This window comes from Brevibacterium sp. 91QC2O2 (assembly GCF_024580695.1).
Taxonomy (GTDB): domain Bacteria; phylum Actinomycetota; class Actinomycetes; order Actinomycetales; family Brevibacteriaceae; genus Brevibacterium; species Brevibacterium moorei.
In genome coordinates, this window is the sequence record NZ_JANIJY010000025.1 from 21,803 (window position 1) to 42,698 (window position 20,896).

Here is a 20,896-nt window from a genome sequence, read left to right on the forward strand (position 1 = left end):
GTTTGCGCATGGGATGTGGAGTGGCCGCGGCAGGACCGGACTAGCTGTGCAACCGGACCCCGGCCGATTGGACTCCCGCGCGCCGGGCCTCACGTTTGCCCGCCCTCAGACGTTTGACGAGCAGGCCGTGCCGGGGCGCGAGCAGGTAGACCAGGACGAACACGGCCCCCTGCACCAAGACCACCAGACCGCCGGGCGAGGCATCCAACCAATAACTCAGATAGATCCCCACGATCGAGGCCACGGCGGAGATCGCGGGAGCGATGACCAGCATTCGACCGAACCGGTCGGTCAACAGATAGGCGGTGGCACCCGGGATGATGAGCATCGCGACCACCAGGATCACCCCGACCACCTGCAGTGCGACAACGGCGGTCATCGCTAGCAGTCCCAACAACAGCGCGCCCAGGAATCGCGGGGACAGACCGATGGCGTGAGCGTGGATGGGATCGAAGGCATACAGGGTCAGGTCCCGACGCTTGACGATGAGCACGACGAAGGCGATGAGCGCCAGGATCCCGACCTGTGCCAGATCGCCCTTGGACACGCCCAGGATATTGCCGAAGATGATGTGGTTGAGATCCGTCTGGCTGGGCGTGACGGAGATGAGCACCAGGCCCAGCGCGAACAGGCTGGTGAACACGATGCCAATCGCCGCATCCTCCTTGACCCGGCTGGTCCCGCGGATCGTCCCGATCGCAGTCACCGCCAGGAATCCGAAGACCAGGGCTCCGATAGAGAAGGGTGCGCCCAGGATGTAGGCGATGACCACTCCGGGCAGAACAGCGTGGGAGACGGCATCGCCCATCAGCGACCAGCCCACCAGCACCAACCAGCAGGACAGCAGCGCACAGACGACTGCGGCGATCACCGTGGTCAGCAGCGCCCGGGTCATGAAATCGTATTGCAGGGGTTCGACGATGAGGTCGACCGGGTTCATTTCGCGCTCCTCAGCACATCGAGTCCGAAGGTCTGGGCCAAACGCTCCGGTTGCAGGGCCTGAACGACCGGCCCGTGGAACAACACGGTGTGCAGCAGCAGGATCGCCTCGTCCGCCAGGTCCGGCAGTGCGTGCAGATCGTGGGTGGACACCACGAGCGTACGGCCGTCGTCGGCCAGTTCCCGCAACAGCCGAACAATGGTCGCCTCGCTGCGTTTGTCGACACCGGCGAAGGGTTCGTCGAGCAGCATGATCTGCGCGCCCTGGGCGATCCCGCGTGCCACGAAGGCCCGTTTCTTCTGCCCGCCGGAGAGCTGCCCGATCTGCCGTTCGGCGAAGTCCGTCAGTTCGACCCGTTCCAGGGCGTCGTCCACGGCCGCACGGTCCACCGCACGGGTCCGGCGGGTCGGGCCCTGCAGACCATAACGGCCCATCATCACCACGTCGCGCACGGATACCGGGAAGGCCCAGTCCACGTCCTCACTCTGCGGAACGTAGCCGATGATTCCCTCCTTCCGGGCCCGCGCGGGTTCCAACCCGGCCAGGCGGACCCGACCGGAATCGGGTCGGAGCATACCCATCATCGATTTGAACAGCGTCGACTTGCCCGATCCGTTCATCCCCACCAGACCCGTCACCCGCCCCGGATACACCCGCAGTCGGGCGTTCTCCAGGGCATTGACCTCGCCGTAGCTCACGGACAGGTCGGTGACCTCGATCGCAGGGACCCGCGTAGCGTCCCGGACTTCCGAAGCCGGGGCCGCACTGCGTACGTGCCCGACTGCCACCTGTTCGTCCGTCACTTCTCCTTGCCCCGCAATCCTGTGGTGATGACATCGGCATCGTGGCGGATCAGGTCCAGGTAGGTGGGGACCGGACCGTCGGACTCTGACAGTGAATCGACGTAGAGCGTGCCGCCGAACTTCGCCCTCGACGCGCCGACGACCTGCTGCATGGGCTTATCGGAGACCGTGGATTCGCAGAACACCGCGGGGACCTCGCGCTGCTTGACGAATTCGATCGCAGAGGATATCTGTCTGGGGGTCGCCTGCTGTTCGGCGTTGACCGGCCAGATGTACTTCTCCGTCAGACCCGCGTCGCGCGCCAGATAGGAGAATGCGCCCTCACAGCTGACCAGGGCGCGCTGGGCCTTGGGGACCTCGGCCAGTTCCGTGGTCAGATCGTCTTGGACGCCCTGCAGTTCGGTTTTGTACTTCTCCCCGTTGGACCGGTAGTCCTCCGCGTGGCCGGGGTCCAGGTCGGAGAAGGCCTTGACCATATTGTCCACGTACTTCTGGACGTTCTTCGGGCTCATCCAGGCATGCGGGTTGGGCTTGCCGGCGTAGGCGTCCTCGGTGATGTCGATGGGCTCCACCCCGTCGGATACAACCGCATGCGGAACATCGATCTCGTCAACGAACTGCTTGAACCAGACCTCCAGGTTCAGTCCGTTGTCCAGGATCAGGTCGGCGTCGGATGCCTTGGCGATGTCCTTCGGGGTGGGTTCGTAGCCATGGATCTCCGCACCGGGCTTGGTGATCGATTCGACGGTCATATCGTCGCCGGCGACGTTCTGCGCGATATCCGCCAGCACAGTGAAGGTCGTCAGCGCCACCGGCTTATCGCCGCTCTGCCCCGTGCCCGAGGCCTCGGCCGCCTGGCCGCATCCGGACAGGGCCGCGGCCAGCGCCAGGGCGCCGCTCGCGGCCAGGATCATGCGGATCTTCGTGCCGGTCTTCTTCATTTCCACTCCATTGCGAGTCGGTTCTTCATCTGATCGTGTGCGTGGCGGATGGACTCCGGCAGGTGGGCGAACTGCGCCAGGTGCGTCTGCCGGTTCTCCATCTCCTCCATCCAGCGGTCGGTATCGATGCTCAGCAGTCGGTCCAGATCGGCTGTGGGCAGGTCCAGTCCGCCCAGGTCCAGTTCCGCAGCATCCGGCACCACTCCAACCGGGGTCTCATGACCCGGGGCCGTGCCGTTGCCGTGGGCGATCAGCCACAGCAGTGCGCGCAGGTTCTCCCGATACCCGGGCCACAGGTAGTGGCCGTCGGCGGCATCGCGCTGGAACCAGTTGACGTGGGCAAAGGCCGGTGGTTCGGTCGTGTGTGAGAGCACGTCCAGCCAGTGTGCGGCATAGTCGCCCTCCCCGTAGGACATGAAGGGGCGCATGGACATGGGGTCGTAGCGCAGTTGTCCGTCCACGCCCTCGGCGGCGAAGGTCGCCTCGGCGCCCAGGGTCAGTCCGTCGTAGACGGCATCGGGAAGTTCCGTGACGACACGGATCAACGGTTCCCGGTCCCGGGTCCGTCCTCCGAAGATCACCGCGTCGATCACCACGCCGGCGAGGTCTCCGGCTGCCTCGGCCAGGTTCGGAATGCGGGACAGTGGCACGGTGAAACGGCTGTTGGGATGGGCCCAGGATTGATCCCGTTCGGACTCCGTGCGTTCGGAGATGGGCCGCCCGGTCCAGTCCAACCAGCCCCGGGTGTCCGCCGGGGGCTGCGGGGTCAGGCCCTCCCACCACACGTATTGGGTGTCCTCGTTGTAGGCGACATTGGTGAAGATCGCACCGGATCCCGGGGCCAGTGATGCCATTGCGGTGGGGTTGGTCGACTCATTGGTGTCCTTGGCCACGCCGAATGCGCCGGCCTCCGGATTGAAACCGCGCAGCCGACCGTCCTCGTCGACCCACAACCAGGTGATGTCATCGCCGTAGAACTCCACCCTGTACCTATCGCCCAGGGCCGCCGGGGACAGGGTCATCGCCAGGTTGGTCTTACCCGATGCGCTGGGGAATCCCCCACAGACGTGGTACTTCTGTCCCGTCACCCGGTCGACGATGCCCAGCAGCAGGAACTGTTCGGCTAGGAAGCGGCCGGACTTCCATCCGTCGTAGGAGGCCAGGCGCAGTCCGTGGGCGATCTTGCCCAGCAGGGCATTACCGCCGTAGGCCGATCCGAAGTGCACAATGGTGCGCTGATCGGCCAGGGTGACGAACAGCCGTTGATCGTCTTCCGTTCCCTGGCCCAGGGCATCCAGATCACCGGTGACGTGTACGCCCTTGACGAAGAACGTGGGGTCGTCCAGTTCGGCGATGTAGTCGATGCCGACCCTGGCCATCCGGATCATCTGCAGAACGACATTGCGGTCGTCTGTCAGCTCAACACCTGCGGCATAGGCGTCCAGGGGGCTGCCGGGTGGGGCCATCAGATAGGGCACCACGTACATGGTCTTGCCCTGCGAGGCCCCGCGCATGCGTTCGACCAGCAGTGGTTCGATCTGTGCCGAATCGTGCCAGTTGTTGTAGACCCCGCGATCCGCCGGGTCCGCTGTCACCACCTGCGTCCGCTCCTCCGAGCGTGCGGTGTCCAGGGGGTGGGAGCGGGAGTAATAGCGGCCCTCCCCCGCCGGCAGCAGGGTACCCGCGGCCAGTGATTCGGCGAGCAGGCGTTCATCGTCTGCCGCACCGATCAGTTCGATGGAACCGGGCCGGGTGATCTGCGCCCATTCGGTCACGAACTCGCGGACTGCGGCCAGGCGGTCACCGGCCAGGCCCACGGGCAGGTTCATGGGAAGGGCCGCGGCGGGTTCCGCGGGCAGGCCCGCGGTGGGATCCTGTGTGCCGTCACCGGGGATCGGGGGTGTGAGATGCGTTGTATCGGGCATACTCAGAATCTTATGTACGTCTAGACGTAGTTGCAAATATTGTCATGGCGTAGGATAGTGATCCGCATGCACGATCTACTAGCCGAGCAGTCGCCGGACTTGGTCTACTTCTCCAGCGTTTCCGAGAACACCCACCGTTTCGTTCAGCGTCTTGAGCGCGCCGCCGTGCGGATCCCCCTGCGACCCCGAGTCGAGGGGATGATCCGGGTGCACCGGCCCTATGTCCTGATCGTCCCCAGCTATGGCGGAGGCGAGAGGTCCGGGGCCGTACCCAAACAGGTGATCGCCTTCCTCAACGATGAAACCAACCGATCGTTGATCCGTGGCGTCATCACAGCGGGCAATACGAACTTCGGCGAGCACTACTGCATCGCCGGACGCGTCATCTCCGCCAAGTGCCGGGTCCCGGAGCTCTACCGCTTCGAACTCCTGGGCACCCCGGATGATGTGGCCCGGGTCGATGCGGGACTCGACGAGTTCTGGGCGGGGCACGCGCAGGCGGAATCCGCCCCGGAGCGCGCCACCCCGGCGACGGCCACCGGACCAGCACAGAAAAGGACAACCGAATGACCACGACCACCGTGCAGCGTCTGGACTACCACGCGCTGAACGCCCAACTGAACCTGTTCGCCCCTGACGGCTCCATCCAATTCGGCAAGGACGTAGAAGCCGTCGCGGCCTATATCGCCGAACACGTCGAACCGCGCACCGTCCGCTTCGATTCCGTGTGGGAGCGTCTGGACTGGCTGGTGGCCCACGACTACTACGAAGCGGACTTCCTGCGTACCTACGATCGGGACTTCGTCACCGAGCTCTACACCCGCGCCGCCACCCACGACCACCACTTCGAGACCTTCCTGGGCGCCTTCAAGTTCTACACCTCCTATGCGCTGAAGACCTTCGACGGGCAGCGCTATCTGGAGGACTTCGCCGAACGTGTGGTGGCCTGCGCGCTGTACCTGGCCGCGGGAACCCAAGCTGCGGGGACCTCGGCTGCGGATACCGCGGACGCCGAGGCCACCTCCGGCACCCGCGGCGATACCGCCCTGGCGGCCCGACTGGTCGACGAGATGCTCACCGGCCGGTTCCAGCCGGCCACACCCACCTTCCTCAATGCCGGCAAGGCCCAGCGCGGGGAACTGGTCTCCTGCTTCCTGCTGCGGTTGGAAGACGACCTGGAATCGATCGGGCGGGGAATCAACTCCGCCCTGCAACTGTCCAAGCGCGGCGGCGGAGTGGCCCTACTGCTGAGCAATCTGCGGGAGGCCGGCGCCCCGATCAAACGGATCCAGAACCAAGCATCGGGTGTGGTCCCGGTGATGAAACTGCTGGAGGACTCGTTCTCCTATGCCAACCAGCTGGGAGCCAGGCAGGGCGCGGGCGCCGTCTATCTGCACGCCCACCACCCGGACATTATGAGCTTCTTGGACACCAAACGGGAGAATGCCGACGAGAAGATCCGGATCAAGACCCTGTCCTTGGGCGTGGTGATCCCCGACATCACCTTCGAACTGGCCAGGACGAACCAGGACATGCACCTGTTCAGCCCCTATGACGTGTTCAGGGAGACCGGAACGGCGCTGGGCGATCTGTCGATCACGGAACACTATGAGGAGTTCGTATCCAATCCGCGCATCCGCTCCACGACGATCAATGCACGTGAGTTCTTCAAGACCCTGGCGGAACTGCAGTTCGAGTCCGGCTACCCCTATGTGCTGTTCGAAGACAATGTGAACCGCGCCAACCCCCTGGCCGGGCACATCAACATGTCCAATCTGTGCAGCGAGATCCTCCAGGTCAACACGCCGTCGAAGCTGGCGGCCGATCTGTCCTATCGGGAAATGGGCCATGACATCTCCTGCAATCTGGGCTCGTTGAACATCTCCCGGGCCATGGCCGGCGGGGATTTAGCCGGCACGGTGGACACCGCGGTCCGCGCGCTGACCGCGGTGTCCGAGCACACGGACATCGAATCGGTGCCATCCGTGGCCGCGGGCAATGCTGCGTCCCATGCGATCGGGTTGGGGCAAATGGACCTACACGGTTATCTTGCCGGGCAACACATACACTACGGCAGCACCGAGGGCATCGACTTCACCGACGCCTATTTCCGCACGGTCGCCTACCACGCTCTGCGGGCCTCGAACCGTCTGGCGATCGAACACGGACGGACCTTCGCCGGCTTCACAGATTCGGCCTACGCGAATGGCAGCTATTTCGACCGCTATACGGAACAGGAGTGGGAACCGGCCACCGTGCGAGTGCGCGAACTGTTCGCCGATGCCGGTATCGCCTGGCCCAGCGTGGCCGATTGGTGTGCCCTGCGCGATTCGATTAGGACCCACGGGATCTACAACGCCTATCTGCAGGCCGTCCCGCCCACCGGCTCGATCAGCTACATCAACCACGCGACCGCCTCGATCCACCCGATCGCGGCCCCGATCGAAATCCGCAAGGAGGGGAAGCTGGGCCGCGTGTACTACCCGGCCGCCCATCTGCGCGACGACAATCTGGACTATTTCCAAGACGCCTACGAAATCGGCTACGAGAAGATCATCGACACCTACGCCGCGGCCGGACAGCACGTCGACCAAGGACTATCCCTGACCCTGTTCTTCAAGGACACCGCCACCACCCGCGACATCAACAAGGCGCAGATCTACGCCTGGCGCAAGGGCATCAAGACCCTGTACTACATCCGCCTGCGGCAGCAGGCCCTGCCCGGGACCGAGGTCGCAGGTTGCGTGTCCTGCACCCTGTAACCCCGGTGCCCCGGCATGTTCGGACACTGCATGGCCGGGGCCTCGGGCCCGGTCCCCGGAAACCCACCAAACGAAAGAGGGAAAGCACTCGATGACCACCACCCAGGGGACGGACGCCACCTACACCGCACGCTCCGCCACCCCGCCGTTCTACCGCCACGACCCGGCTGCCCGACTGCGCCCGGTCAACTGGAACCGGGTCACAGATGAGAAGGACCTGGAGGTCTGGAACCGGTTGACCGCGAACTTCTGGTTGCCGGAGAAGGTGCCGCTGTCCAATGACATACCCGCCTGGAACCGGATGGACGCACAGGAACGCACCCTGACCATGCGGGTGTTCACCGGACTGACCATGCTGGACACCGTGCAGGCCACCGTGGGCGAGATCTGCCAGATCCAGGACGCGCGTACGGAACACGAACAGGCCGTGTACACGAACATCGCATTCATGCAGTCGGTGCACGCACGGTCCTATTCCTCCGTCTTCTCCACCCTGACGTCGACCCCGCAGATCGACGCGGCCTACACCTGGGCGGTGGACAACGATCTGCTGCAGACCAGGTGCAAAAAGGTTCTGGAGCACTACTACGGTGACGACCCGCTCAAACGCAAGGTGTCCTCGACCCTGTTGTCATCCTTGCTGCTCTACGCCGGCTTCTACCTGCCCCTGCACTTCTCCGTGCATGCGACGCTGACGAACACCGCTGATATGATCCGGCTGATCCTGCGGGACAAGGCCGTCCACGGGTACTACTCCGGCTACAAGTACCAGCGCGGGCTGGAGACACATCCACGGGCGGAACAAGACGCGATGCGCGATTTCACCTATGGGCTGCTCGATGAGCTGTACGAACTGGAGCTTGCGTACTCCGGAGAGCTCTACGAGCCGCTGGGCCCGATGGACGATGTCGCGGTATTCGTCCGCTACAACGCGAACAAGGCCCTGATGAACCTGGGCTACCCCGCCCGCTTCGCACCCGAGGACACCCAGGTCAATCCGGAGATTCTGGCGGCTCTGGCCCCCGGCGCCGACGAGAACCACGACTTCTTCTCCGGTTCCGGCTCCAGCTACGTCATCGGCCGGGCCGAGGACACCGCCGACGACGACTGGGAGTTCTGAGGACAGCACGGGAAGTTCCAGGGCTTCCCCGGCCCTCATGCGCCGATAAACTTGAGGCCATGTCTGTATCCGAACTGTCCGCCAGCACGCAGAACTATCTGAAGGTGATCTGGAGTCTGACCGAATGGTCCGATGCTCCGGTGACGGCCAAGTCGATTGCGGTCAAGAGCGGCCTCAAGCTATCCAGCGTCTCGGATGCGATCCGCCGGCTCAGCACCCAGGGACTGCTGACCCATGCTCCCTATGGGGCCGTGGAGCTGACCGAGGCGGGTCGCGCCGGTGCACTGGCGATGGTGCGCAGGCATCGCTTGATCGAAACCTTCCTGGTGGAGACCCTGGGCTATCGGTGGGATCAGATCCACGACGAGGCCGAAAACCTCGAACACGCCGTCTCCGACTTCATGGTCGAGCGGATCGACGAACTCCTGGGCTCGCCACAGCGCGACCCGCACGGCGATCCGATCCCGGCCAGGGACGGCGCCGTTACCAGACCCGATGCCGTGTTGCTGACTCAGATCGAGCCTGGTTCCCAAGTCCTGGTGGAGCGGATCTCGGATGCCGACCCCCAGCTGCTCCAGTTCTTCCGCGAGCGCGGGGTGGTCCCCGGGGTGTGCCTGGAGGTGGGTGAGGGACAACCGTATTCTGGTGCGATCGCCCTCACCCCGGTGACTGAGGCCTCGGCTGCGGTTGCGGCGGGCGCGGATGCCGCCGTTGCACCGGAGGCAGCGGGTCCGGAGTCGGCGGCGCCCGTGGAACTGGGCCGGGCGGCGGCCGAGGCCGTCTACGTGTCTCTGCAGAGCTGACACAGCGGGCGGTCGATCGCCCGAGGCCCCTGGATCGGGGACTCGAATCATCCCATGCGCTGCGGCCAGGTCAGACCCGGCCCGGGCCGAACTGAGCCCGGGTTAGACCCCGGCCGACTGGACCCCCGCGTTCATATCGGGGACCACACCCGGGTTCATCTTGGGCGCCTTCGCCTTGCCCCCATCCTTCGCACCAGGCTTCGCACCGCCTTGAGCCGGACCCTTGGCACCGCCCTTCTTCGCAGCGGAACCACCGGCCTGGGCTCCCGCGGTGGTCTTCTTGCCCTGTTGGATGTCCGCCGCGGTCCGCCGGATCTCGTCGAAGGTGGCGTAGAAGGCATCGCCGGGGCAGTCGGTGTCGCCCACATCGCGGTGGCCCACGATGGTCTTGATCTTCTTGCCCTCGACCGATGTGGTGCCCTGTGCCGGGACCTTGCCCAGGGACAGCTTCCAGGCCACGGCACCCGCCACGGCGTCCCTGGTCTTCTTCGGTGGGGCAGTCTTGGCATAGTCGCCGATCACCGAGATGCCGAAGGTTCCGTTGTTGACCTCCGAGGCGTGGGCGCCGATCACGGGCTTGTCGATTCCGCCGGCCCGGCCCTCCCACAGCCGACCGTACTTATCGGCGAGCATGTTGTAGCCGATGTCGGACCAGCCGCGCCCCTCTTTGTGGAAGGTCTGGATACCGCGCAGGATCGCGGGGACGTCCTCGGGCGAGTAGTCCTTATTGCCGTCTGTGTGGTGGATGACGGCGGCCTTGACCTTGTCCGCCGTCCGGGGCTTGTCCTTCGGCCCGCTGGCTCCCCAGTTCTTGCGCGAGGCGAACTTCGGTCGCTGCACCGGCCCCGCTTTGGACTTCGCAGCGGGCTTGGGCTTCGCACCCGCCTTGGGCTTGGCCGCCACCGCCGAGGCCCGAGCCGCCATGGGCGCGACTTGGTACGCCCGCTGCTCGCCGGCGCCCGGCTCGGCGCTGCCCTGTGACTCACCGGCACCCTGTTGTTCGGCTCCGGGACTGATCAGGGTGGGCGCATTGTCGGCCACCGCCTTGGCGTCCGAGTCCAACCGGTGCGGATCAATCAGGAAGGCGCGCGCGTTCTTCGGCACGCCGCCATCGCCCAGGATCCGCAGTTGGGCCTGCTGGGCCCCGGTGACGTAGTACGGGTCGGTGCCGGTGCTCCCACCGCCGGAGGACTCGCCTCCCTCTGCGCCGCCACCTTCTGGGGTCGCGTGCAGATGAGTCCAGTCGGACCAACCGTCCGCGGTCTTGGTGCGCACCTCGAATTCGACCCTGACGTCGGAATCGTCGAAGAGCACCCCGATCACGCTCGGCGAATCCGCCGGCAGGTCGACGACATCGGACAGCGCCGCGATCGTCACCCCGTCCCCGGTCCGGGTGCCGGCCGGCTTCCGATGCAGGTCCGGGGCCGAGGCCTCGGCCTGGGAACCGCCCGTCCCGCCGGCCGATGGCACTGCTCGGGTGCCGGCGCCCGGCGCACCCAGCGCCAGGGCGAGACCGCGGGCATGGCTCGTGACCGCCTGGGTGAACCGCTCGCCGATCCCCGCCAGGGCGGCCGGGGACAACAGCGCCCCGGGCAGTGCGGCGGTGGACTGCGGGCCGGCCGCCTGCTCGCGCGCCTGGGCCGTGGACGTGGACCCGTCGGTGGCGCCGGGAGTCAAAATGCCGGAAGCACTGACGGCGCTCAGCGGATAGTCCGAGGTGGTGGGCGCCGGAGGTGCCGCCGCGGTCGATGCCTGGGCCGGCACACCGATTCCGATGGCCACACTCAGCACGGTGCCGCAGGTCAGGGCACGCAGAAGGCGATGCATAGAGGTCCTCTCCAGGGGAAGGTTGGTGGAACCGGGGTCAGGCTATCCGCTGGGGGAACGCCCGTGCAATGCTCCCGGCCCCTTCGGCGCGGCGGACCCATCGGATTCGGTGGGCGCCATGCGTGAGATCGCTCGCTCTACCCGAGCACACGCTTCAGATCACCTATACCCTTAGGTATGCTTTAGCTTCGGCATATTCCTGTGCCACAGCCTGCTCAGAGGAATCCATGATCGACGTTCGCGCTGATATCGTCCGCCCTTCGGCCGCCCTGGCCTCGCACTACCGCGCCCTGGGCTACTGGGAGGATGAGTCCCTGCCGGTATTCATGCGCGCCAGGGCACTGCGCTTCGCAGACAATATCGCCGTCACCGGCCCCACCGTGGCCGTTCCCGGGGCCGCGGCGGCCCCCACCGCCCTGACCTACCGCGAGCTCGACGCCGACGCCACCGCATTCGCCGCGCGCCTGGCGGCCGCCGGGGTGAGCGCTGGCCAGGCAGTGATCGTGCAGGTGCCCAACAGCGTGGAGTTCCTGTCGGCGCTGTTCGGCGTGTTCTATCTGGGCGCGGTGCCGATCTTCGCACTGCCCGCCCACCGCGAAACCGAACTGGCCCACTTCACCCGGCTGGCCGGGGCCACCGCGCACGTCGTGGTCGGCTCCCAGCAGCAGCGGGAGACCTCGGCGAAGCTGGCCGAGGCCCTGACCGCCGAGGGCATCGTCGCTCCCCTGACCATCGACGTCTCCCGCCCGCCGTCGGCGACCGAGCTCGCGGCCGGCGCCGCGACTGCAACCGGCTCCACGGCCGAAACCGCGACGGACGACACGTCCTTCCACGACGGCCGGGCCGACGACCTGGCCTTCCTGCAGGTCTCCGGCGGGACCACCGGCGTGCCCAAGCTGATCCCGCGTACCCACACCGACTACCTCTACACGGTGCGCGAATCCGCCGCGATCTGCCGGGTCACCGAGGACACGCGGATGCTGGTCTGCCTGCCGGCGGCACACAATTTCGCAATGAGCTCGCCGGGCATCCTCGGCGTCCTCCACGCCGGCGGCACGATCGTCATGGCCGGCGACCCCAGCCCCCGCACGGCGTTCAAACTCATCGCCGAACACCGCATCACCATGGCCTCCCTGGTACCCCCGCTGTTGCAGGCCTGGCTGGCCTCGCCGGCGCGCACCCGCTTCGACCTGTCCAGCCTCGAGACGATCCAGGTGGGCGGCGCTCCCCTGCCGGCCACCACCGCGCAGCGCGTGGCCCCGGAACTGGGCGCGACCCTGCAGCAGGTCTTCGGAATGGCCGAGGGCCTGGTCAACTACACGCGTCTGAACGATCCGATCGACACGATCGTGCACACCCAGGGCCGGCCGATCAGCCCAGACGACGAGGTCCTCATCGTCGACGAGGCGGACAATCCGGTGCCCGACGGCACCGAGGGACTGCTGCTGACCCGCGGGCCGTACACGATCCGCGGATACTTCCGCGCGCCGCGGGTCAACGCCGATTCCTTCACCGCCGACGGCTTCTACCGCACCGGCGACCTGGTGATCCGCAGACCCGACGGCTACCTGTCCGTGACCGGCCGCATCAAGGACCAGATCAACCGGGCCGGGGAGAAGATCGCCCCCGAAGAAGTCGAGGAGGCCCTGCTGAGCCACCCCGCAGTCGCCGATGCCCTGGTGTTGGGCCTGCCCGACGAGTACCTGGGCGAGAAGATCCTGGCCGTGGTCCTGCCGCGCGAGGACATCGCCAAGGCCGACTGGCCGACGGCATCCGAGCTGCTCGACCACGTGCGGGCATCGGGCCTGGCCCGCTTCAAGGTCCCCGACCGCCTGGAGGTGGCCGCGACCCTGCCGACGACCGGCGTGGGCAAGAACAACCGCCGCGCCCTGCGCACCCGTGTCCTGGCCGAACCCCAGGAGGCCGAGGCCGGCAGCACACCATCCGAACACACCGCCGGCGCGCCGGCCCAAGCCGCAAAGGACATGGCATGACCACAACACCGCTCGACCTCGACTCCGCGTGGACCAGCTGGCTGCAGGATGCCTTCTCCCGCATTCTGAAGGACCCGCAGGCCGCCCAGAACCTGCTGGCCGCCCCCGAAGCCGATATCTTCGAGGCCGGATTCGACTCCCTGCGCACCTTCACGCTGTCCGATGAGCTGTTCGCCGCCGGCGTGGACGTGGACTTCGCGCAGATCGTCGAACAGCCCACCACCGCCTTCCTGGCCCAGTGCATCCGGGATTCCGGCGCCTCGGCCCCGGCCTGAGCGCCGCATCTTCTAAGCGCCACACTTCCTGAGCACTTCGCCCCCACCTCCTACACCAGCCCGACCGAACCCGAGGATATGAACGCAATCCCGCTCTCCCCCGCCCAGCGCGGGCTCTTCTTCGCCCAGGAACTCGACCCGGGAACCCCCGCGTACACGACCGCCGAGCTCGTGGAATTCGACGGCCCACTGGACGTCGAGGTACTCGCCGCAGCCCTGGAGCGCGCCTACGCGGAGTTCGAACAGCTGCGTGTGAGCGTGCACACCTCGGCCGCGGAAGCAGGAGTGGAAGCAAGCGCGGAAGCCGACGCCGCGTGCGAGGCCGAGGAGGCGGGCGGCGAGCAGGGCCCCGTCCAGGTGCTCCACCCGGCCGGGCCCGCCCTGGAGATCGTCGAGGACGAGGACCCCCGGGCCTGGCTCGAAACCGCCCTGGACACCCCCTTCGACCTGGGGACCGGACCCGTGGTTCGCACCGCGCTGCTGCGCGAGGACGGACGCTCACTGTGGTTCCACGCGACGCACCATGTGGCCATCGACGGCTTCGGTTTCATGGTCTTCGCCCGCCGGGTCGCGGCCCTCTACACGGAGATCGCGCAGGGCGCCGGAACCGATTCGACCGGTCCCGATTCACAGGCGCACCCGGCCACTCCCAGCCGGGCCAAACGCCCGACCCCCGCTCTGGCCGAACTGGTCGCCGAGGCCCGTGCGCTGGAAGCCGCGGAGGCCTCGGCCGATGCGGAATTCTGGAATCCGCGGCTGGACCGGATGACAGAATCCAGTTCGATCGCCGGCCGGATCGCGACGCCGGCACGGCACGCGCAACGCCACACAATCGACGTATCGGCGGACACCCAACAGGCACTGCTGCGCGCCGGGCGCGCCCTGGGCACCCCGTGGACCACCATCGCCGAGGCCGCCTTCTCCACCTATCTGTGGCGCTTCCTGGCACCCTCCTCCGAGGCCGAGGTCCCCGCCGTGCGCATCGGCATCCCCCACCTCAACCGGTTCCGGCCGGGGCGGGGGCGGTTGGCCAGGGCGGGCGCCGTGTGCACCGCGATGAACGTCCTGCCGCTGAGCCTGGCCGGGACCGCCGAGGCCCTGACCGTGGGCGGCGCGGTTGAGGCCCTGGTGGCCGAGCACTCGGCGGTGGCCGGTCACACCGAGGCCCGGCAGGAGGACCTGACGCGCAGCCTGGCCCGCAGTGGCGCAGGCCAGCTGTTCGGTCCGCAGGTCAATCTGCTGCCCTTCGAATCGGCCCTACACTTCGGCGCTGCCGCCGGCACCATCCGGAATCTGACGGCCGGCCCGGTCGAGGATATGACCTGGTGCCTGCGCGGGGCCCTGGGACGCGGCACCGTGCGCCTGGAGATCGACGTCAACCCCGATCTGTACCCGGCGGGGTCGGCCGCGGCCCATGCCGGCCGCCTGGCAGCCTGGCTGCGCACCTTCGCCGAGGCTGCGGGCAGTGGCGCCGAAATCGCCTCGGCCGCCACCGGGAAAGCGGCCGACGCCGCCACTGGCAGTCCCACGACCCGAATCGTGGACCTCGAACTGATGGATGCCGCGGACCGCGCCCGGATGGCCGAATGGACCGGGGCACACCGCGAGTATCCGCGCCGCACCCTGCCACAGGCCTTCGTCGAACAGGCCGGGCGCACCCCCGAAGCCCCGGCTCTTATCTGGGACGATGCCACAGGCCGCACCCACAGCTGGACCTACGCCGAACTGCTCGACCGGGCGGGCGCTCTGGCCCGCACACTGCGAGAGCTGCACGAGCAGAGCACCTCGCACGAACACAGCGACGCGCGGGACGACCTCGGTCCCTGGACGGTGGGCGTTGCCCTGCCGCGCGGCCCCGAACTCTTCGCGGCCCTCTACGCCACCCAGTTGGCCGGTGCGGCCTATGTCCCCTTGGACCCCGACCAGCCGGCCGCGCGGCTGGCCGATATGGTCGCCGATGCCCGTGTCACCCTGGCCTTCGCCACCGCCGAGACCCGGGACCTGCTGCCGGCCGGCGTGACGGTGCTGGACCCCGTTTCACGTGAAACACGGCTCTCCGACGGAGCCCCCGAAACTCCCGGAGCCCCCGAAGCATGGTGGGCTGGAGCCGAGGACCCGGCCTATGTCCTGTTCACCTCGGGCTCGACGGGCCGGCCCAAGGGCGTCGTCGTCGGCCAGGCCGCAATCGACAACCGCCTGGAGTGGATGCAGGAGCTCTACCCCCTGCATCCAGGGGACCACGTCGCACACAAGACGCCGATCAGCTTCGACGTGTCCCTGTGGGAGCTGTTCTGGCCCCTGCGGGTGGGGGCAGCGATCGTCATCACCGCGCCCGGCGCCCACCGTGACCCGCGTGCCCTGGCCACCACCTTCCGCCGCCACCGCGTCGATACCGTGCACTTCGTGCCCTCGATGCTCCACGCCTTCCTCAGCGATTCCGTCGCACTGGCCGAGCTCGGCGACACACCCGCCCTGCGGCGGATCTTCTGCTCGGGCGAGGCGTTGCCCGGCACCCTGGTCCAGGCCTCGGCCCGGGGACTGGGGATCGCGCCGATCAACCTCTACGGCCCCACCGAGGCCGCCGTCGACGTCACCCACTGGGACTGCGATCCGGCGGTCGACCTCGCCGATGTGCCGATCGGCCGGCCCGTGCCGAACGTCCGCTGCCATGTGCTCGACCCCGCCGGGCGCCCCTGCCCCGCCGGCATGACCGGCGAACTGGTGCTGGCCGGCGTGCAGGTGGCCGAAGGCTACATCGGCCGGCCCGAGGCGACGGCCAAGGCCTTCCTCGCCGAACCGGCCGAACTGCGCGGGGCCGCCTCGGCGCCCGGGGACACGGAACCGTCGGCAGAGCCAGGCGGCATGCGCCCCGCACCCCCGGCGCACACCCGCATGTACCGCACGGGCGACCGGGCGCTGTGGCGCGAGGACGGTGTGCTGCTCTACCGCGGGCGCCTGGACGACCAGGTCAAGGTGCGAGGACAGCGGGTCGAACCCGGCGAGATCCGCGCCGTGCTGGCGCGCGTGCCCGGGGTGGACAACCTGGAGATCCTGGCGGTCACAGGCTCCGGGGAGACCCGCCTGATCTGCTATTACTCCCTGGCCGAGGCGGCCGCCGGCTCGGCTAACGGCACGGGCACGACCTCGGTGGGCACTTCCCCCGCCCACTCAACCGCCGTCCCCGGCACCCCCTCCCCCGACCCGGCCACCGTCCGCGCTGCCCTACAGGCCGCGGCCCTGGCCGAACTGCCCGCGGCCATGCGCCCGAGCGCCTACGGCCTGGTCGAACACTGGCCCCTGACCGTCAGCGGCAAGACCGACCGCAGGGCGCTGAGCGCGCTGCCGGCCGAGGTCGTGGGAGCCTCGGGCCAGGGCACCGCCGGCCCGGGGGCACGGGCCGCGGGCAATCTGCTCGAACAGGAGATCGCGCGGGTCATGGGCGAGATCCTGCAGACCGTGACACCTAGGCCGGACGAGGACTTCTTCGCCCTGGGCGGCTCGTCCCTGACCGCGCTGCGACTGCTCACCGCGGTCGAGGCGATCGCCGGGCACCGCGCGAACCTCGCCGATGTCTTCGCAGCCCCCACCGCGCGGACGCTCGCCGCCAGGCTGACACCGGACGCCGCCGCCTCTAGGCAGAGTGGCCCAGGGGCGGGCACCGACTTCGGCGATCCACTCGGCGCCGTGTTCCGGCTGCGCGCAGGGGATGCGGACCAGGTGCCGCTGGTGGCGCTGCCCCCGGCCGGCGGCCTGGGCTGGTGCTGGGCCGGACTATTGCGCCACCTGCCGGCCGACAGGCCCATCTACGTCATCCAGGTCGAGGGCATGAACACCGGCAGCCCGGTCGAACACCCCGATCTGCACTCCTGGGCCCAGCGCATCGCCAAACTGCTCGAGCCGGTCACCGGAACCACGGGCGTCGATCTGCTGGGCTGGTCGATCGGCGGAATGCTGGCCCAAGAGCTCGCGGTGACCCTGGACGCGGCCGGCCGGACCGTGCGCAGTGTGACCCTGCTCGACGCCTATCCGGCCGAGCAGTGGGCCAAGCAGCCGCTGCCCGATGAGCGGGAGACCCTGATCGGCCTGCTGCGCATGGCGGGCCTGGAGCCTGCGGAGGGGGAAGCGCTGGACCACGATTCCGTCCTGGCCCACCTGGCCGCCGACGGTTCGACCTTCGCCGGCCTGCAGCCCCAGGTGATCTCCGCCTGTATGCACAATGTGCGGGCCTCGGCCCGGATGATCCACGCCTCCGCGCACCGGACGTGGCAGGGCGACCTACGCTTCTTCGCCTCGGCGGATTCGCTGGCCCAGGGCTTCGACCCGGCCGGTTGGGCAGCCCATGCAACGGGCGCGATCGAGGTCACGACCCTGCCGGTGCACCACGGCCTGATGGTCCGCGAACCCGCGATCGCCCAGGTAGCGCAGTGGCTGCGACACATGGCCGAGCGGCCCGCCGAGCTCACCGGAGGGCTGCCGTTTCCAGTCGGTCGATAACGGTGAACGGGGCACTGCTCCGGGTCGCCACCGCAGCCGAGGTCCTGGCCGAGCTGAGCGCCCCCGAGGCCCTGGACGCCCTGAGCGAGGCCGAACGCGACCGGATGGAGCGCCTCCGGCTGCCGGCTGACCGCAGGGATTTCCTGGCCGCCCACGTGCTGGTGCGCCTCATCGCCGCGCAGTGGCTTGGCGCCGGCCCGGAGTCGCCCGCCGCACCGGAACCGGGAGCGGTGGAGATCGTGCAGAGCTGCGCCGTCTGCGGCGGACCGCATGGGGCGCCGCGCATCAAGGGACGCCCCGACCTGCAGGCGAGCATGTCGCATTCCCGCGGCTTCGTCGCCGCCGCCGTGGCCCGGGTGCCGGTCGGCATCGACGTCGAGGCCCTGGCCGGGATCGAGGTCCCCGCCGGGGCCCTGCACCCGGCCGAGCAGGAGGTCCTGCAGGCGGCATCGCCCGCGGCCACAGCCTCGTACACCGGACCGGCCGCCGCCCAGCTCTGGGTCCGCAAGGAGGCGCTGGTCAAGACCGGCGCGCTGGCCCTGGAACAGGCGGGCGGGGTCGATGTGCGGGACGACCGATGCCGCGGCGCGCGGATCGACGACCTCGCAGCGCCCCCGGGGGCCGTGGCGGCCCTGGCCCTGCTGACCGACTGAATGGACCTTAGCCGGCGGGGTCCTCGGCGTGGCGCCTGGCCAGGTCCAGCACGACCGCGGCGATCTCGGCGGGATGCGATTCGGGCAGCCAGTGCGATGCGCCCTCCAGCGGCACAAAGGTGTAGGGACCCTCGACGTAGTCCCCGCTCAGTCGTGCTGTGGCCGGGGCGAAGGCCACGTCCTCGCTGCCCCAGACGTAGGCGGTGGGCACCGTGATGGGGGTGCTGGGCAGCTGTTCGCCCGTGCCCAGTGCCCGGTAGTACTTCAGGGTGGAATCGAAGGCGCCCGGTGCGGCGAACCTTTCCACGTACGAGGCCGCGAGCGCCGGGGCGACCGCTCCCCCGTACATGTCGATCAGGCGCTTTCCCCCATCGCGCAGCAGGGTCCGCGCGACGCCGTCGGGATGGTGCCGGATCGATCGCAGGTAGGCCATCCGCTCATACTGGTCCGGGTCGTTCTTGATCTGCAGCCCGTGGGCGATCGGGTGCGAGGTCGACACGACGGTGCAGGTGTAGAGGCGTTCGGGGTGGGTCGCGGCGAAGGGCCAGGCGACGATGCCGCCCCAGTCGTGGCCGACCAAGTGGAAGCGGTCCAGGTCGGCGGCCGCAGTCAGCTGGGCCAGATCTGCCACCAGGTTGGCGACGCAGTAGTCCTCCACCTGTTCCGGCCTGGCCCCGGGCGAGTAGCCGCGCTGATCATAGGCGAGGATGGACATTCCGGCGGCCAACAGCGCGCTGGCTGTGCCCTCCCAGCAGGATGCGTATTCCGGCCAGCCGTGCACCAGGACGGCCGTGCCCAGGCTCTCATCGGGCCGGGCCGGGGTGGCCCGGAAGGCGGAGAAGTCCCCGGTGCCGATCGACAGGGTCGTGGCCGAGGCCTCGGCCACGTGTGGCAGCGCCGCCAGGCGGGCGGCCACGGACGCATTGTCGTAGGGGGCGCCGAGCGGGGGTTCGACGGTGGATGAAGTCGATGGAACGGACATGCTCGGCCTCCTTGCCGATCGGATTCCGCGTACTCGACCAACCTACAACGGCGGGGCCGCGTGCCCACTCGGTTGCACACCCCGCAGGTGACGATCCTCAGTCCTGCAGGTCCCGCAGTTCGATGGCCAACCACAGTTCGAACCGCTGGTCCGCCACGTCGAGGGATCTGCCGCTGACCTGTTCCACCGGTGCCAGCCTGGTCCGCAGGGTGTGCCGGTGGATGCCCAGACTGTGCGCCGCCTGTTCCATATTGCCGTTGGCCCTCAAGTACCCGCGCAGCGCCGCCAGCAGGCTGCTGCTCTGCGCATGGGAGTCGATGTCCTCGAGGATTTCAGCGCAGAACGCGGCCCGGTCGTCCGTAGTCCCCATCGCCAGCAGGGTCCGGAATCCGTCGACCGCGGACAGCTCCGCGACCGGCAGACCGCGCGACTCCGCGATCCCCAGCGCGCGTCTGGCCTGCTGTGCGCACCGGCTGATCGACCCGAGCCCGGTCGAGGTCCCGAGCCCGGCCCGGACGCCGCTCTCGGCTGACCGGACGCCACCCTCCACGGACCACTCGGCCCGCTCAGATCGCCCGGTCCGCGGCGGCAGTCTGCGCAGGCCGGATTCGAGCGCGCGCACCAGCCCTTCGCCCGGATCGCAGACCAGGGCCGTGGTCCCCGTGGAATCGGCATGATAGACAAGCTCCGAGCAGGCCCGCTCCAACGATGAGTCGAGGATAAGGCAGTCGGTCTCATCGAGGCGGTGCGAGAACCTCACGACACGCGCGCCGGCGCATTCGATCCCCGCCCTGGCCAGCTGGAAGACCGCGTCGACCTCGGAATGCGGTTTCGACACCAGCGCGCCCACGACGGCCTCCCGGCGCCGGCGGTTCTGCTGTCCTGCCGAATACCGCAGTTCCAGGAGCACGCTCAGTTGGGAGACGACCATGCTGAGCAGCGCCTGGTCGTCGAAGCCGGCCTCCCCCGTCCTGGCGGCGATCATGATCCCGCGCAGGTTTCCCTGGGTCCCCAGCGGAGAGACCTGGGCGAATTCGTCCTCTCCCGCCCCCTCGCTCAACGACCAGCGCATCCCCTGGGGCAGGTGGACCACGATGTCGTCCACGAACCGCGCGAGCAGGGCATCGGCCCCCGGCCCGTGCTGCGCGATGATATGCAGCGCAGGGTCGGCAACGACCGCCGAGAAGCCGCTGACATCGTAGAGCACCCCGAGCACCTCGGCGACCCCGTTGTGGCGGGTCGCCGCATGGCCTAGCCTCGATTTTTCACGGGTTGGGGTTTGTGCTTGATCGCGGCGTCGTTGTCTCATGTTGTAGGTGATTGTACTGTTCGGGTGTGATGTGCCTGCGCGTGTCGCCGCGGTGGTCGGGCCGTTCC

Annotated in this window: 15 protein-coding genes; 8 read left to right on the forward strand and 7 right to left on the reverse strand. The window is 68.3% G+C overall.

Going from position 1 to position 20,896, the window contains the following annotated elements:
• Positions 1–40: 40 nt before the first annotated feature.
• The 4 genes from NQ036_RS13500 to NQ036_RS13515 all read right to left on the reverse strand — a co-directional run bounded on the left by NQ036_RS13500 (position 41) and on the right by NQ036_RS13515 (position 4,609).
• Positions 41–940, reverse strand: coding sequence for a metal ABC transporter permease (locus NQ036_RS13500; RefSeq protein ID WP_257059596.1), 900 nt, complete (start codon positions 938–940; stop codon positions 41–43).
• Positions 937–1,659 (reverse strand): metal ABC transporter ATP-binding protein, encoded by a 723-nt coding sequence (locus NQ036_RS13505; protein WP_257059621.1) that lies wholly within the window; start codon positions 1,657–1,659, stop codon positions 937–939. Before NQ036_RS13505 ends, NQ036_RS13500 begins: the two co-directional genes overlap by 4 nt.
• Positions 1,660–1,739: 80 nt before the next feature.
• Positions 1,740–2,684 (reverse strand): metal ABC transporter substrate-binding protein, encoded by a 945-nt coding sequence (locus tag NQ036_RS13510; protein WP_257059598.1) that lies wholly within the window; start codon positions 2,682–2,684, stop codon positions 1,740–1,742.
• The gene (locus tag NQ036_RS13515; RefSeq protein ID WP_257059599.1) at positions 2,681–4,609 is read right to left on the reverse strand and encodes a phosphoenolpyruvate carboxykinase (GTP); all 1,929 of its coding nucleotides are present in this window, start codon (positions 4,607–4,609) and stop codon (positions 2,681–2,683) included. Before NQ036_RS13515 ends, NQ036_RS13510 begins: the two co-directional genes overlap by 4 nt.
• Before the next feature lie 66 nt (positions 4,610–4,675).
• On the opposite strand from NQ036_RS13515, the gene nrdI reads away from it, so the two are divergent.
• From nrdI to NQ036_RS13535, 4 genes are all read left to right on the forward strand, one after another.
• Positions 4,676–5,179, forward strand: coding sequence for a class Ib ribonucleoside-diphosphate reductase assembly flavoprotein NrdI (gene nrdI, locus NQ036_RS13520; RefSeq protein ID WP_257059602.1), 504 nt, complete (start codon positions 4,676–4,678; stop codon positions 5,177–5,179).
• The gene (gene nrdE / locus NQ036_RS13525; protein WP_257059604.1) at positions 5,176–7,371 is read left to right on the forward strand and encodes a class 1b ribonucleoside-diphosphate reductase subunit alpha; all 2,196 of its coding nucleotides are present in this window, start codon (positions 5,176–5,178) and stop codon (positions 7,369–7,371) included. Before nrdI ends, nrdE begins: the two co-directional genes overlap by 4 nt.
• Positions 7,372–7,462: 91 nt before the next feature.
• Positions 7,463–8,491 (forward strand): class 1b ribonucleoside-diphosphate reductase subunit beta, encoded by a 1,029-nt coding sequence (gene nrdF / locus NQ036_RS13530; RefSeq protein WP_257059606.1) that lies wholly within the window; start codon positions 7,463–7,465, stop codon positions 8,489–8,491.
• Positions 8,492–8,550: 59 nt separating this feature from the next.
• The gene (locus tag NQ036_RS13535; RefSeq protein WP_257059607.1) at positions 8,551–9,294 is read left to right on the forward strand and encodes a metal-dependent transcriptional regulator; all 744 of its coding nucleotides are present in this window, start codon (positions 8,551–8,553) and stop codon (positions 9,292–9,294) included.
• Positions 9,295–9,396: 102 nt separating this feature from the next.
• Here NQ036_RS13535 and NQ036_RS13540 read toward each other — a convergent pair whose 3' ends face one another.
• Positions 9,397–11,121, reverse strand: coding sequence for an N-acetylmuramoyl-L-alanine amidase (locus tag NQ036_RS13540; protein WP_257059608.1), 1,725 nt, complete (start codon positions 11,119–11,121; stop codon positions 9,397–9,399).
• A 227-nt stretch (positions 11,122–11,348) separates the two neighbouring features.
• Here NQ036_RS13540 and NQ036_RS13545 point away from each other — a divergent pair, with 227 nt between their 5' ends.
• The 4 genes from NQ036_RS13545 (at position 11,349) to NQ036_RS13560 (ending at position 18,537) form a co-directional block, all read left to right on the forward strand.
• The gene (locus NQ036_RS13545) at positions 11,349–13,115 is read left to right on the forward strand and encodes a (2,3-dihydroxybenzoyl)adenylate synthase (protein WP_257059609.1); all 1,767 of its coding nucleotides are present in this window, start codon (positions 11,349–11,351) and stop codon (positions 13,113–13,115) included.
• Complete coding sequence (locus NQ036_RS13550) at positions 13,112–13,390, forward strand: phosphopantetheine-binding protein (RefSeq protein WP_257049669.1); 279 nt, start codon at positions 13,112–13,114, stop codon at positions 13,388–13,390. Before NQ036_RS13545 ends, NQ036_RS13550 begins: the two co-directional genes overlap by 4 nt.
• A 78-nt stretch (positions 13,391–13,468) precedes the next feature.
• Complete coding sequence (locus NQ036_RS13555) at positions 13,469–17,884, forward strand: amino acid adenylation domain-containing protein (RefSeq protein WP_257059610.1); 4,416 nt, start codon at positions 13,469–13,471, stop codon at positions 17,882–17,884.
• 2 nt (positions 17,885–17,886) lie between these two features.
• The gene (locus NQ036_RS13560; RefSeq protein ID WP_257059611.1) at positions 17,887–18,537 is read left to right on the forward strand and encodes a 4'-phosphopantetheinyl transferase superfamily protein; all 651 of its coding nucleotides are present in this window, start codon (positions 17,887–17,889) and stop codon (positions 18,535–18,537) included.
• 7 nt (positions 18,538–18,544) lie between these two features.
• On the opposite strand, the gene NQ036_RS13565 is transcribed toward NQ036_RS13560, so the two are convergent.
• Positions 18,545–19,519, reverse strand: coding sequence for an alpha/beta fold hydrolase (locus NQ036_RS13565; RefSeq protein WP_257059614.1), 975 nt, complete (start codon positions 19,517–19,519; stop codon positions 18,545–18,547).
• A gap of 97 nt (positions 19,520–19,616) precedes the next feature.
• A complete protein-coding gene (locus NQ036_RS13570) occupies positions 19,617–20,828 on the reverse strand; it encodes a CdaR family transcriptional regulator (protein ID WP_257059617.1) in 1,212 nt (403 codons plus the stop codon).
• Positions 20,829–20,896 lie beyond the last annotated feature (68 nt).